Consider the following 11,771-nt stretch of genomic DNA (forward strand, 5'->3'; position numbering starts at 1 on the left):
TCACGGTCAGTCGGTGGCCGCCGGGTGCGGCGCCAGGAACGGCCGCAGCTCCAGCCACTCGTGGATCGGCTCACCGCCGGCGCCCGGCGCGGCCGACAGCTCGGCGGCCAGCTCCAGAGCCCGCTCGTAGGACTCGACGTCGATCACCATCCAGCCGGCGATCAGGTCCTTGGTCTCGGCGAACGGCCCGTCGACGACCGGCGGCCGGCCCTCGCCCCCGTGACGGACGAACACGCCGTCCGGGGACAGCGCCTGGCCGTCGACGTACTCGCCGGTGCTCCTCAGCCGGTCGGCGAAGTCGTCCATGTAACGCACGTGGGCGGCGATCTCCTCGGGCGTCCACCGGTCCATGGGCACGTCGTTGACCGCCGCCGGCGCGCCCCGGTAGTGCTTGAGCAGCAGGTACTTGGCCATGTGGTCTCCTCAGGCGGGCAGGCGCGCGTCGCGGGCGCGGACGAGCTCCTCGACGGCGCTCGGCAAGGTGTTGTCGAAGTCGATGAGCTTGGCCCAGGCGGGGGTGACGAGGATGCGGACCATCCCGCCGGTGTAGAGCGAGCGCACCTCGGCCTCCCAGTGGACGCGCTGCTCGGGCGTCATCCGGTAGCTGCCGTTCATCTGCAGGTACTCCTCGGGGATGCCGTCCACGGGGTCCAGCTCGGCGCGGCCGCGGATGAGCAGGATGGAGGGCGGGTGCACCTCGGTGTCGATGGTCAGCGCGACCGCCGGGTTGCGGCGCAGCGCGGCGAGCTTGGGGGCGTTCGGCGTGGTGCACAGGACGATGTGGGTGCCGTTCCAGGTGAACCCGATCGGGACGTTGCGGGGCGTGCCGTCGGCGGCGACGTAGGCCAGGCGGGTGATGTCGCGCGACAGCAGCTCGCGGCTGCCCGGCAGGTTCAGGATCTCGGCGACTTCGTGCGGGTGCATGCTGGGTTCTCCTTTCCGATGCCCCTGGGACGGAGCCGGCGGCCCGTTCTCGACATCCGCGCCGAGATTTTTTTCAGATCTCCTCGGCGAGTTCGGCGGCCACTTCCGCGGCGCGCGACCGCCAGGCGTCCGGCGCGGCCGTCCCGCCGGTGCACGTCAGGACGAGCCGGGCGCCGTGGCCGGTGCCTTCGCCCAGCTCCCAGCGGACGCTGCCGCCCGGCGTCGCGTACTGCAGGAGCCTGCCGGGCTCGGCGCGGGTGACGGGGCCGGCGGGGACGGAGGGCACGGTGAACGGGGCGGGCGGCGGCTCGCCGACGGCGGCGCGGTCACCGTCCAGATGCCGCCACACCTGAGCGGCGGGGCGGACGAGCTGGCGTTCCACGCGTACGGTGCCGCCGTCGCGGGTCACGGCGCCGAGGCCGAGGATGTGGACGTAGTCCTCGTGCAGGCGGCCCATGTCCGCCGGGGCGGCGGCGGGGGAGCGGCCGTCCAGGTGGGCGAGCAGGGCGATGAGGCAGGTGTGCCAGCCGGCGGCGAAGCTCGCGGCGCCGTGCCGGTCGGAGAAGGTGTGGGTGAGCGTGAGCAGGGTGCCGCCGTCCTCGTCGGGCTCCAGCTCCCACCGCAGGTGGTCCTCGCCCCAGGTGTGGGCGAGCAGGCGGGGCGGCTCCCGGTGGGTGACCCGGCCGCCGGGGCCGAAACCGTAGCCGACGCGGTCGCCGTCGAAGGTGACCTCCGCGGGGAACCAGGCGGCCAGGTGGCCCGGCTCGGTGAGGGCGCGCCAGACCTTCTCCGGCGGGTGCGGCAGGCGGCGCCGCATGCTCAGGGAGGTGCGGCCGTCGGGGTGCAGGGTGAGGCTCTCGTTCATCGCGCGTCCTTTCCCGGCTCGTCCGGCATGGCGTCCAGATGGGCTTCCAGGCGGTCGAGGCTGCGGGTCCACAGCCGGCGGTACGGGGTGAGCCAGGCGTCGATCTCGGCCAGGGGAGCGGGGGTGAGCTCGTAGAAGCGGCGCTGGGCGTCCTTGCGGACGGTGACGAGGCCGGCGCGGCGCAGGGCGCGCAGGTGCTTGCTGGTGCCGGGCTGGGTGAGGCCGAGGCCGGCGGTGAGCTCGGTGACGTTGCGGGGGCGTTCGAGGAGCAGGTCGAGGATGCGCCGGCGGGCGGGCTCGGCGAGGACGTCGAAAGGCATGCCAGCGAATATACCCAGCCAGTTATATGCCCGCAAGGGCATGCATCAGGGGTGGCGGGCGGCGTTCGCGTGGATGGCCTCACGCACGTAAGCCGCCAGGCCCGGCAGCACGGCGTCGAAGACCGCGGTGAAACGGGCATCGGCGACGTACAGGTCGCCGAGGCCGCGGTGCAGGTCGTGCCCGCAGTCGTAGAACCAGCGGGTGACGTGGCCGCGGTGACGTTCGGCCAGGTCCATCGCGTGCTCGCCGCCGGCGGGCAGCCCGGCCTCGCAGGCGGCGGCCAGCGCGCCCGTGATGGCCCCGGCCTCCGCCTTGAGCTCCAGCCAGTCGGCCTTGGTGTAGGAGGCGACCCGGCGGCGGCTCTCGGCGTACCGAGGGTCCGCGCCCCAGCGGGCGGCGGCCTCGGCCTCGTGCTCCTCCGGCCGGAAGCCGCCGAAGACCTCGAAACGCTCCTCAGGGGTGAGGGCGACGCCGCTGGTGTGCGCGTGGATGGCGCGTTCGACGGCGGCGATCACCTGACCGAGATGGCGGGCGCGGTCGGTCAGCAGCGCGTGCTGGCGGCGCAGGTGGGTCAGCTCGTCGGCCGAGGGCTCGTCGAGGATGACGGCGATCTCCTCCAGGGGGAAGCCGAGCTCCCGGTACAGCAGGATCTGCTGCAGACGGGACAGATCGGCGTCGGTGTAACGGCGGTAGCCCGCGCGGGTGCGCTCGGTGGGGGAGAGCAGGCCGATCTCGTCGTAGTGGTGCAGGGTGCGGACGGTGACGCCGGCGAGACGCGCGACCTGGCCGACCGACAGACTCATACCCCCCACGATGCACCCTCACGAAGGGTGAGGGTCAAATCCTTTGCGCGGGGAGTACGGGGACGCGGCGCGCACCTGACCTACGTAGGTACTCAAATGGGGATTTCTCACCTCTTGGTGGGGCGAGGTGTGCGCGCATGATGACACAGTGCCCCGGAATCGGGACACGCCAAGGATTGGGGGAATCCGACATGTGCCAGCACCGGCCTCCGTGCCCGCCGCCCGGAGACACCGCCCGCGACACCGCCCGCGACACCGCCCGCGACGCCGCCCGTGACGCCGCCCGCCTGGTGGCCCTCAGCGGCGGGCGGCCCGCATGACCCCGGCCCCCGCGGCCGTGCTCGCCGCCGTGCCCACGCTCATGCCCGCCCTCCTCCCGTCGCCCATGCCCACGCTGAAGCCCATGCTCGCGGCGTCATGGACACTGCCCGCCGCCGCCGCCTCGGTCCCGCGCGCCCGCCGCGCGGCACGCGGCCTGCTCGCCGAATGGGGCCCGCCCCACCAGGTAGGAGAAGTCGCCGAACTCCTGGTCAGCGAACTCGTCACGAACGCCGTCCAGCACGCGCACGGCCCCGTCGTGCTCAGCATGTGGGCACGCGACGGACGGCTGCGCTGCGAAGTGGCCGACGCCGACCCCCGCCCACCCCGCCCCCGCCAGGCCCGCGAGGAGGACGAAGGCTCCCGCGGCCTCGAACTCGTGCAGGCGCTCGCCGACACCTGGGGCAGCGCCCCCACCCGGCGCGGCAAGGTCGTCTGGTTCGAACTGGCCGCGCCGGGACGCGCGTGAGATTCCCCTGGTCACGCGCGCCCCGGCGTCACCCCATCAACAGGCAAAAACTTGCTGTGGGTTTTGGCAGGAACTGCCCCGGATAAGGGGCCGGACATAACCTGGGAACGACGGCGGGAGGCGACCCGGCACGTACCCCCGCCGGCCGGCCTTCCCCGTCACGCGCCTGCTCCGTACCACCGCCGACCGCGAGACCGCGGTCAGGGACGAAGGAGGAACGACCGCCATGGCAACGCACCTCGGCGCCCGCCGGACCGGCCCGCTCCGCGGCCGCAACCGCCCTCCAGGACGTCCCGGACCCGCCGGACGAGCCCGCGCCGACGCGCGTGGACCACGCGGACGACACCCGCTCCCGCACGCCGCGCAGCCGGCGCCGGAACGGACACGCGTGCCCGCCCTCGCCGCGCCACGCTTATTACCGCGCCGCGCCCGCAGGCTTCACCACCCAGGCCCCCGGCCCCGGCCGGACGCCCTGACCACTATGGCCGCCACAGCCGTTACGGCCGTTACGGCCGTAACGGCAACGCCCGAACCCGGCCGGCAACCCGAGCAGCCGCCCCACCACGCCGGCCGGCACAGCCGGCGACCCGAGCACGGCCACCGACCGGCCACGTCACTCGACCACCGCTTATTACCCGGGGTGCGCGCCGCGCACCACCCACAAGCCACCACGCGGACGATAACAATACCGGTGACGGTATAGAGTGAGCCCCATGGTGCGACCACCACTGACCCCCGAAGAACGACTCCGCGGCGAGCACCTCGGCACCATGCTCCGCCAGGCCCGCGGCGAGCGCAGCATCGTCGAGGTCGCCGCCGCCGCCGGCATGTCCGCCGAAACCCTCCGCAAGATCGAGACCGGCCGCATCGCCACACCCGCGTTCTTCACCATCGCCGCCCTCGCCGACGTCCTCGGCATCTCCCTCGACCACCTCGCCACCCGCACCACCCCCGCCCCCACCTGACCCCGCGTCAGCCCAGCTCAACCCCCTTGTTACCGTCGGACACATGGACACGGGGGAGCACCGCCCGCCACCGCCCAGGCCCAGCCTCTGGCGGCGCCTGCTCATCCTGACCGCCCTGGCCACGGTGATCCTCACCGCCGCCGCACTCGGCGCGGCCTCCTTCCTGCTCACCACCACCACCCGCTGACCACCGCACTCCGGATGCAGGTCTGATCACCGCCAGCGAAGAACCGCCCCCGACGACCACACTCGTCACCATGAGCACAACAGACCCCGCCGCCGGCCACGCCGACGCCTGGACGGTCATGCAGAAGTTCTACGAGGCCGAGGCCGCATACGTGGCCGCCGGCGGACTCGGCAAAGCCAGCTACGAGCACGTCGCCGCCCACCTCGACCCAGAGGTGACCCTGCACCAAGCCCCCGGACTGCCCTTCACCGGCACCGGAACCTGGCACGGCCACGACGGCATGGAACGCTTCCTGGCCCGCTTCAGCGAAGTATGGGAATCGATGGAGTTCCTCGAACAGGACCACTGGGGTGAACAAGACACCGTGGTCGTACGGAACCGCGTCCGCTTCCGAGCCCGCGCCACCGGACAGGAAGTCGACACCCACATCATGCAACTCATCACCACCAGAAACGGCCGCATGCTCGAATGCCGCCCCTTCTACTGGGACCCCCAAGCCATCGCCGACGCCTGCCGAACCCCCGACGCCCCCTGAACACCTGCCCGCGCCTCACCACGCGCGGGCAGCGCGGCCCGCGACCCCGCCCCCGAATCAGACGAGGGACAACTGCGCCACCCGCGGCTCCCGCCGCCGCGCCTCACCCGGCCCGAACGCCATCCCGTACACCCGGCACAACTGCGCGATCTGCCCCGTGATCCGCCGCTCGTAATCCGGCGACGGCAGCCCCGCCCGGTCGTACAACTCCTCGTAACGCTCCACCAGCCGCGGATGCGCCTGCCCCAGCCACTCCAGATACCACGCCCGCGTCCCCGGCGGCAGCCGCAGCACCACAGGCTCCACCGCCCGAGCCCCCGCACCCGCGATCCGCCGCACCGTCGCCCCGAGCTGATCGGCCGCGTCACTCAGCAACGGCAGCACCGGCGCCATCAACACCCGGCACTCCACCCCCGCCTCCGCCAGCGCCGACACCAGCTCCAGCCGCGCCTGCGCCGTCGGCGCCCCCGGCTCCACCGCCCGCCGGATCCGCTCGTCCACGAACGCGATCGACACCGCCACCCGAGCCCCCGCCTCAGCCAGCAACGCCGCGTCCCGCAACACCAGCGCCGCCTTGGTGTGAACGGTGAACGGCACCCCCGCCTCCGCCAGCGCCCCGATCACCCCCGGCATCAACCGGTAGGTCCGCTCCGCCTCCTGGTAGCAGTCACCGCTGACGCCCACCGCCAGCTCCTCACCACCCCAGCGCGCCAGATCCGCGCGCAACCGCGCCACCGCGTTCGGCTTGACCACGATCCGGGTGTCGAAATCACGCCCCGCGTCCAGCCCCAGCCGCCGATGACCCGCCCGCGCCCCACAACCCCGGCAGGCGTGCGCACAACCCCGATAAGGGGAGACCGCCCACCGCTGCGCGATGCCCGCCACCGCCGGCACCCGCTCGATCATCGTCCGGGCCTGCGTCTCGTAGAAGCCGTCGCGCAACACCGCGCGCCGCTCGATCAGCGGTCGCTCATCTGCTGCGTCAACCAGCGGAAGCGCGTCCCAACCCACACCTTCCAGTGGAACACGTATTCGACTGCGTTTTCAAGCAGTTCCGGCACACCCGGGGGAGCGGGCCCATCCCGGCCGCCCACGATAAACTGAGACACCCGTACCACTTCACCCCCCAAGGGACACCATGGCCTGGCTCCTGCTCGCCCTCGCCATCGCCTCCGAAATCCTCGCCACCAGCGCACTCAAACTCAGCAACGGCCTCACCCACCCCGGCTGGACCATCACCGTCGCCGCCGGCTACATCACCTCCTTCACCCTCCTCGCCCAAGCACTCAAACTCCAGCTCGACATGGGCACCGCCTACGCCGTCTGGTCCGGCGCCGGCACCGCCGCCATCGCCCTCATCGGCGCCGCCTTCATGGGGGAGACCCTGACCCCACTCAAGATCAGCGGCATCCTCCTCATCATCGCCGGCGTCATCGTCCTCAACCTCGCCGCCCGCACCCCATGAACCCCCACCCCACCACCCAGGCCCGCTCCCGCCGCCGCCGCGCCACCCTCCTCAACGCCGCCGTCGACCTCCTCGCCGAAGGCGGCTTCGCCGCCGTCACCCACCGAGCCGTCGCCCAACGCGCCCACCTCCCACTCGCCGCCACCACCTACTACTTCGCCTCCCGCGACCAACTCCTCGCCGAAGCCTTCGCCCAGCTCGTCGAGACCGAACTCACCACCACCGCCACCTGGATCAACCACCACGGCCTCACCGGACTGCCCACCGCCCTCACCACCGACGCCGACCGCACCCGCCAACTCGGCCTCTGGGAGCTGTACGTCCACGCAGGACGCGACCCCGTCCTGCAACACATCGCCCGCCGCTGGACCGACGGCTGCACCCACCTCATCGCCCAAACCCTCGACCTCCCCGACACCGACCCCCGCGCCCGCCTCCTCTACACCACCCTCTCCACCCTCTGGCTCGAACTCATCGTCGAACAACGCCCCGCCGACCACGCCACCACCCTCCTCACCCACGCACTCGAAACCCTTTTGCCACCCCGCTGACCACTCCCTACACTGCCCCCGTGCTGCAACCCACCTACCCCATCACCACCCCACGCCTCGCCTTGCGCCCCTTCACCACCGACGACCTCGACGCCGTCCACGCCTACGAAGCCCGCCCCGACGTCGCCCGCTACCTCTACTGGGAACCCCGCGACCGCGACACCAGCCGCGAACTCCTCGCCAAGAAAGCCACCCGCACCGCCATCCACCAAGAAGGCGACGCCCTCGACCTCGCCATCACCCACCGCCACACCGGCGAACTCATCGGCTCCGCCCTGCTCATCTGGACCAGCAGCACCCACCGCCAAGGCGAGATCGGCTACATCCTCCACCCCGACCACCACGGCCACGGCTACGCCACCGAAGCCGCCCGCGCCATGCTCACCCTCGGCTTCACCGGCCTGCACCTGCACCGCATCACCGGCCGCCTCGACGCCCGCAACACCGCCTCCGCCCGCGTCCTCGCCAAACTCGGCATGCGCCACGAAGCCACCCTCGTCGACAACGAATTCGTCAAAGGCGAATGGGCCAGCGAAACCATCTACGCCATCCTCGAGACCGAGGCCACCCCATGACCATCCACCACCTCGCCCTCGCCACCGACTGGCACCACGCCACCCACACGGGGGAGTACCGCATCTCCACCCTCGGCCGCACCCTCGACGAGGAAGGCTTCATCCACTGCAGCCGCGACCTCGACCAGCTCCACGAAGTCCACCACCGCTACTACACCCACGTCACCGAACCCCTGCTCGTCCTCGACATCGACCCCACCGGGCTCGACATCCGCACCGAGAACGGCTACCCCCACCTCTACGGACCGCTACCCGTGACCGCCGTCACCCACGTCCGCCCCTACACCACCTGACCGCCCAGCAGCGGGGGAGAAGCACCCCACATGGACACCCGCACCGCCGCCCACCGATTCGCCGACACCTGGCAGCACGCCTGGACCCACCACGACGTCCCCGCCATCACCGCCCTCTACCACGACGACGCCGTCCACACCAGCATGCCCTTCCGCCCCCCACACCACGGCAAAAAGGCCATCGCCGACTACATCACCTGGTCCTTTACCGGCGAGAGCGACCCCCACGTCACCTTCGCCACCCCCATCGTCGACGGCGACCGGGCCGCCATCGAATTCCGCGTCCACGCCCTCGACAACGGCCGCCCCGTCACCCTCGCAGGCTGCGTCTTCGCCCGCTTCGACCCCGACGGCCTCGCCACCGAGACCCGCGACTACTGGCACACCACCGACGGCCACCACTGACCCGCACCCGCCCGCGCGACAACCAACCCCGGTCAGCACACCCCGTCAACACGGCACCCGCCGAGCGCCCCTGAGCGCCCCTGCCCCTGAACGCCCCTTACGTCAGCGAACCACCCGCAGCGACGCCCCACCCGCCGGACGCGCCGTCATCACCGGCGGCATCACCGGCGCCGCTTCGGCCATCGGAACGGGCGCCTGCGCCGGCTCCGCCGGCATCACCGGCATGGCCGGCCGCGGGCGTGCCATCTCTCGCGTCCGCTCCTGCGCGACCCGCTCCGCGCAGTCACCCCCGCAATAACCGTTCGTCAGGATCAGCCGCCCCCGCAGCGTCGTGTACGCCTCCTTACCGGAAGCGGGCAGAACCCCCTGACACACCGGGCATAAAACAGACTCGGTCCCCACGTGCTGCTCCTCTCGCGGCGCGAATAGCAGGAGTTCCACCCTAAAGCCACACTCCCGCACAAGAACAGCTAATCAACACAAGGTCAACCTCACCGTCAGGCCCCACCAGGGCGGATCCGCTCTACTTGACATAATGTTCATTATCGAGCAAACACACATGTCCCGCATAAAGCCCACCACACCGGGAAGACGCACCGCATGTACCCCCTGGAGATCACGACCCCGAGCCTCATCGCGCTCACGGCCGTCATCACCGCAGCCGCCATCTGGCTCATCATCCTCGCCGTGCGCCTGACCCAGCGGCCGCGTAACCGGCTCAACCCGAGCATCGATCTTGTCGACCAGGCTCGCGAACTCAAGTCCCTCGGCCAGATCCAGGAAGCCGTGTTCCTGGTACGCGGCGAGACCGGCATGAGCCAGCGGGCCGCCGCCCGGTTCGTCAACCGGCTGTGAACCTGGTTTGGCCGGGCCGCTCCCCGGTGACACTGGGTAATGCCGGAAAATGACGCGATACCAGACAGAATGTGGGTTCTGTCTGGTATCGACCGTTTCGTACTTTTCTCCGGCATACGCCAGGAACGACCGTTCCTGGCGTATGTGCAGCGTCCGGTGCGTCTCCCACGCCGTCGCGCCTTCCCCTGAGCGTGTACGCGAGTCCCGTTCCCGCAGGCAGCCGACAACCTGCACGCCGACTCCCCCACCACCTGGCACGTTCGGCCCACGCGCCGACACGCAGTGTCACGGCACAGTCCGGGCGTTGCCACTGACTGCCGGAGCGGCAGCCTTCGCTCCCCCACCGCATGCTCTTGGCTGCGCTCACTCGTGGTCCCTGCCATCGCGCCCGGCACGAACAGTTGATCAGGGTATGAGCCGCTGTCTTTCATGCCGCTGAGGAGTGTCAGGTGTTGGTTCGTTCGGGAGGGGCATGGTGAGGGGCCGGCCTCTCCCCTGCTTCGGCGCGTCGGGGGGCTCCGGTCGTGGATGCATCTCATATGTGAGATATGGTCGGCTGTTATGACAGATGATTACCTGGTACGGATCGGCCGGTTGATTCGGGATGCTCGGCAGCATCGTGGATGGACGCAGTTGCAGCTGGCGGATGCGCTGGCGACGAGTCAGAGTGCGGTGAACCGGATCGAGCGGGGCAATCAGAACATCAGCCTTGAGATGATCGCCCGGATCGGTGAGGCGCTCGACAGTGAGATCGTGTCGCTGGGGTATGCGGGGCCGATGCATCTGCGGGTGGTGGGTGGCCGGCGGTTGTCGGGCAGCATTGATGTCAAGACGTCGAAGAACGCGTGTGTGGCGTTGTTGTGTGCGTCGTTGCTGAATTCGGGGCGGACGATCCTGCGTAAGGTGGCGCGGATCGAGGAGGTCTACCGGATTCTGGAGGTGCTGGCCTCGATCGGGGTGCGGGCGCGGTGGATCAACGAGGGCAGTGATCTGGAGATCGTGCCGCCGGCTCGGCTGGAGCTGGAGGCGATGGACACCGAGGCGGCGCGGCGTACTCGGAGTGTGATCATGTTCTTGGGTCCGTTGATGCATCGGACGGAGCAGTTCCGGATCCCGTACGCGGGGGGTTGTGATCTGGGGACGCGGACGGTGCAGCCGCACATGTCGGCGTTGCGGCATTTCGGGCTGGACATTACGGCGACGGGTGGGTTCTATCACGCGCGGGTGGATGGGTCGGCGGCGCCGTCGCGGCCGATCGTTCTGACGGAGCGGGGTGACACGGTGACGGAGAATGCGCTGCTGGCGGCGGCGCGTCATGACGGTGTCACGGTGATCCGTAACGCTTCGTCGAACTACATGGTGCAGGATCTGTGCTTCTTCCTGGAGGAGCTGGGTGTCCGGGTGGAGGGGGTGGGGACGACGACGCTGACGGTGCATGGGGTGCCGGTGATCGAGCGGGATGTGGACTACTCCCCCAGTGAGGATCCGGTGGAGGCGATGAGTCTGCTGGCGGCGGCGGTGGTGACGTCGTCGGAGCTGACGATCTGCCGGGTGCCGGTGGAGTTCCTGGAGATCGAGCTGGCGGTTCTGGAGGAGATGGGGCTGGACTGTGATCGGGGGCCGGAGTATCGGGCGGCGAACGGGCGTACGCGGCTGGTGGATCTGACGGTGCGGCCGTCGAAGCTGGTCTCCCCGATCGACAAGATCCACCCGATGCCGTTCCCGGGGCTGAACATCGACAATGTGCCGTTCTTCGCGGCGATCGCGGCGTCGGCTCAGGGGTCGACGTTGATTCATGACTGGGTGTACGACAATCGGGCGATTTATCTGACGGAGCTGACGCGGCTGGGGGCGTCGGTGAAGTTGCTGGATCCGCATCGGGTGCTGGTGGAGGGGCCGACGCGGTGGCGTAGTGCGGAGATGATGTGTCCTCCGGCGTTGCGGCCGGCGGTGGTGGTGCTGCTGGCGATGATGGCGGCGGAGGGGACGTCGGTGTTGCGGAACGTGTACGTGATCAACCGGGGGTATGAGGATCTGGCGGAGCGGTTGAATGCGTTGGGGGCGCGGATCGAGACGTTCCGCGACATCTGAGGTGGCGCGGCGTCTGAGGCGTGGCGGCGTCTGAGGCGGCGCGCGTTTTCGTCGGTGGGGTCGGTTACGGTCGGGGGTGATCGGGTGGCCCGTGCGGCGTGAGCGTTCGTGCGGGCGTCGGCTGTGGAGGGGGTTGGCGGGTGCGGCCT

Annotated in this window: 19 protein-coding genes; 12 read left to right on the forward strand and 7 right to left on the reverse strand. The window is 70.4% G+C overall.

Annotated features, from left to right (window positions below):
• Positions 1–6: 6 nt before the first annotated feature.
• The 5 genes from Nocox_RS21655 to Nocox_RS21675 form a co-directional block, all read right to left on the reverse strand.
• A complete protein-coding gene (locus Nocox_RS21655; RefSeq protein ID WP_020546908.1) occupies positions 7–414 on the reverse strand; it encodes a YciI family protein in 408 nt (135 codons plus the stop codon).
• 9 nt (positions 415–423) lie between these two features.
• Positions 424–924, reverse strand: coding sequence for a pyridoxamine 5'-phosphate oxidase family protein (locus Nocox_RS21660; RefSeq protein ID WP_020546909.1), 501 nt, complete (start codon positions 922–924; stop codon positions 424–426).
• 73 nt (positions 925–997) lie between these two features.
• Positions 998–1,789, reverse strand: a complete 792-nt coding sequence (locus Nocox_RS21665; protein ID WP_020546910.1) for an SRPBCC family protein — start codon at positions 1,787–1,789, stop codon at positions 998–1,000.
• A complete protein-coding gene (locus tag Nocox_RS21670) occupies positions 1,786–2,109 on the reverse strand; it encodes an ArsR/SmtB family transcription factor (protein WP_020546911.1) in 324 nt (107 codons plus the stop codon). Before Nocox_RS21670 ends, Nocox_RS21665 begins: the two co-directional genes overlap by 4 nt.
• 45 nt (positions 2,110–2,154) lie before the next feature.
• Positions 2,155–2,913: a MerR family transcriptional regulator gene (locus Nocox_RS21675; protein ID WP_020546912.1), complete on the reverse strand. Its 759-nt coding sequence runs from the start codon at positions 2,911–2,913 to the stop codon at positions 2,155–2,157.
• Positions 2,914–3,104: 191 nt separating this feature from the next.
• Here Nocox_RS21675 and Nocox_RS43720 point away from each other — a divergent pair, with 191 nt between their 5' ends.
• The 5 genes from Nocox_RS43720 (at position 3,105) to Nocox_RS21695 (ending at position 5,387) form a co-directional block, all read left to right on the forward strand.
• The gene (locus Nocox_RS43720) at positions 3,105–3,233 is read left to right on the forward strand and encodes a hypothetical protein (protein ID WP_020546913.1); all 129 of its coding nucleotides are present in this window, start codon (positions 3,105–3,107) and stop codon (positions 3,231–3,233) included.
• Positions 3,230–3,700, forward strand: a complete 471-nt coding sequence (locus Nocox_RS21680; protein WP_211212826.1) for an ATP-binding protein — start codon at positions 3,230–3,232, stop codon at positions 3,698–3,700. The genes Nocox_RS43720 and Nocox_RS21680 overlap by 4 nt, the downstream gene beginning before the upstream one ends.
• A 713-nt stretch (positions 3,701–4,413) precedes the next feature.
• On the forward strand, positions 4,414–4,665 hold the full coding sequence (locus Nocox_RS21685) for a helix-turn-helix domain-containing protein (protein WP_026215115.1): 252 nt from the start codon (positions 4,414–4,416) through the stop codon (positions 4,663–4,665).
• A 43-nt stretch (positions 4,666–4,708) separates the two neighbouring features.
• A complete protein-coding gene (locus tag Nocox_RS21690) occupies positions 4,709–4,852 on the forward strand; it encodes a hypothetical protein (RefSeq protein WP_020546916.1) in 144 nt (47 codons plus the stop codon).
• Positions 4,853–4,922: 70 nt separating this feature from the next.
• Positions 4,923–5,387, forward strand: coding sequence for a nuclear transport factor 2 family protein (locus Nocox_RS21695; RefSeq protein ID WP_020546917.1), 465 nt, complete (start codon positions 4,923–4,925; stop codon positions 5,385–5,387).
• A 57-nt stretch (positions 5,388–5,444) separates the two neighbouring features.
• Here the strand turns inward: Nocox_RS21695 and Nocox_RS21700 are convergent, their stop codons facing one another.
• The gene (locus Nocox_RS21700) at positions 5,445–6,332 is read right to left on the reverse strand and encodes a radical SAM protein (RefSeq protein ID WP_020546918.1); all 888 of its coding nucleotides are present in this window, start codon (positions 6,330–6,332) and stop codon (positions 5,445–5,447) included.
• Between the two features lie 193 nt (positions 6,333–6,525).
• On the opposite strand from Nocox_RS21700, the gene Nocox_RS21705 reads away from it, so the two are divergent.
• From Nocox_RS21705 to Nocox_RS21725, 5 genes are read left to right on the forward strand one after another with little or no spacing between them, the layout of a single operon-like run.
• A complete protein-coding gene (locus tag Nocox_RS21705; RefSeq protein WP_020546920.1) occupies positions 6,526–6,852 on the forward strand; it encodes a DMT family transporter in 327 nt (108 codons plus the stop codon).
• Positions 6,849–7,403: a TetR/AcrR family transcriptional regulator gene (locus Nocox_RS21710; protein ID WP_020546921.1), complete on the forward strand. Its 555-nt coding sequence runs from the start codon at positions 6,849–6,851 to the stop codon at positions 7,401–7,403. Before Nocox_RS21705 ends, Nocox_RS21710 begins: the two co-directional genes overlap by 4 nt.
• Positions 7,404–7,423: 20 nt before the next feature.
• Positions 7,424–7,978, forward strand: coding sequence for a GNAT family N-acetyltransferase (locus Nocox_RS21715; protein ID WP_020546922.1), 555 nt, complete (start codon positions 7,424–7,426; stop codon positions 7,976–7,978).
• The gene (locus Nocox_RS21720) at positions 7,975–8,271 is read left to right on the forward strand and encodes a DUF952 domain-containing protein (RefSeq protein WP_020546923.1); all 297 of its coding nucleotides are present in this window, start codon (positions 7,975–7,977) and stop codon (positions 8,269–8,271) included. Before Nocox_RS21715 ends, Nocox_RS21720 begins: the two co-directional genes overlap by 4 nt.
• A gap of 30 nt (positions 8,272–8,301) precedes the next feature.
• Positions 8,302–8,676, forward strand: coding sequence for a nuclear transport factor 2 family protein (locus Nocox_RS21725; protein WP_020546924.1), 375 nt, complete (start codon positions 8,302–8,304; stop codon positions 8,674–8,676).
• Positions 8,677–8,778: 102 nt separating this feature from the next.
• On the opposite strand, the gene Nocox_RS21730 is transcribed toward Nocox_RS21725, so the two are convergent.
• Positions 8,779–9,078, reverse strand: a complete 300-nt coding sequence (locus tag Nocox_RS21730) for a hypothetical protein (RefSeq protein WP_157383433.1) — start codon at positions 9,076–9,078, stop codon at positions 8,779–8,781.
• A gap of 198 nt (positions 9,079–9,276) precedes the next feature.
• Here Nocox_RS21730 and Nocox_RS21735 point away from each other — a divergent pair, with 198 nt between their 5' ends.
• Both Nocox_RS21735 and Nocox_RS21740 read left to right on the forward strand, forming a co-directional pair.
• A complete protein-coding gene (locus Nocox_RS21735; protein WP_020546926.1) occupies positions 9,277–9,531 on the forward strand; it encodes a hypothetical protein in 255 nt (84 codons plus the stop codon).
• A gap of 561 nt (positions 9,532–10,092) precedes the next feature.
• Positions 10,093–11,622: a helix-turn-helix domain-containing protein gene (locus tag Nocox_RS21740; RefSeq protein ID WP_026215116.1), complete on the forward strand. Its 1,530-nt coding sequence runs from the start codon at positions 10,093–10,095 to the stop codon at positions 11,620–11,622.
• Positions 11,623–11,771: the final 149 nt, after the last annotated feature.

It is taken from the genome of Nonomuraea coxensis DSM 45129, assembly GCF_019397265.1.
GTDB lineage: Bacteria > Actinomycetota > Actinomycetes > Streptosporangiales > Streptosporangiaceae > Nonomuraea > Nonomuraea coxensis.

Coding starts and splice junctions, on each gene's coding strand:
- Nocox_RS21655 (WP_020546908.1), bottom strand. CDS start 414: ATGGCCAAGTACCTGCTGCTCAAGCACTACCGGGGCGCGCCGGCGGCG.
- Nocox_RS21660 (WP_020546909.1), bottom strand. CDS start 924: ATGCACCCGCACGAAGTCGCCGAGATCCTGAACCTGCCGGGCAGCCGC.
- Nocox_RS21665 (WP_020546910.1), bottom strand. CDS start 1,789: ATGAACGAGAGCCTCACCCTGCACCCCGACGGCCGCACCTCCCTGAGC.
- Nocox_RS21670 (WP_020546911.1), bottom strand. CDS start 2,109: ATGCCTTTCGACGTCCTCGCCGAGCCCGCCCGCCGGCGCATCCTCGAC.
- Nocox_RS21675 (WP_020546912.1), bottom strand. CDS start 2,913: ATGAGTCTGTCGGTCGGCCAGGTCGCGCGTCTCGCCGGCGTCACCGTC.
- Nocox_RS43720 (WP_020546913.1), top strand. CDS start 3,105: ATGTGCCAGCACCGGCCTCCGTGCCCGCCGCCCGGAGACACCGCCCGC.
- Nocox_RS21680 (WP_211212826.1), top strand. CDS start 3,230: ATGACCCCGGCCCCCGCGGCCGTGCTCGCCGCCGTGCCCACGCTCATG.
- Nocox_RS21685 (WP_026215115.1), top strand. CDS start 4,414: ATGGTGCGACCACCACTGACCCCCGAAGAACGACTCCGCGGCGAGCAC.
- Nocox_RS21690 (WP_020546916.1), top strand. CDS start 4,709: ATGGACACGGGGGAGCACCGCCCGCCACCGCCCAGGCCCAGCCTCTGG.
- Nocox_RS21695 (WP_020546917.1), top strand. CDS start 4,923: ATGAGCACAACAGACCCCGCCGCCGGCCACGCCGACGCCTGGACGGTC.
- Nocox_RS21705 (WP_020546920.1), top strand. CDS start 6,526: ATGGCCTGGCTCCTGCTCGCCCTCGCCATCGCCTCCGAAATCCTCGCC.
- Nocox_RS21710 (WP_020546921.1), top strand. CDS start 6,849: ATGAACCCCCACCCCACCACCCAGGCCCGCTCCCGCCGCCGCCGCGCC.
- Nocox_RS21720 (WP_020546923.1), top strand. CDS start 7,975: ATGACCATCCACCACCTCGCCCTCGCCACCGACTGGCACCACGCCACC.
- Nocox_RS21725 (WP_020546924.1), top strand. CDS start 8,302: ATGGACACCCGCACCGCCGCCCACCGATTCGCCGACACCTGGCAGCAC.
- Nocox_RS21735 (WP_020546926.1), top strand. CDS start 9,277: ATGTACCCCCTGGAGATCACGACCCCGAGCCTCATCGCGCTCACGGCC.
- Nocox_RS21740 (WP_026215116.1), top strand. CDS start 10,093: ATGACAGATGATTACCTGGTACGGATCGGCCGGTTGATTCGGGATGCT.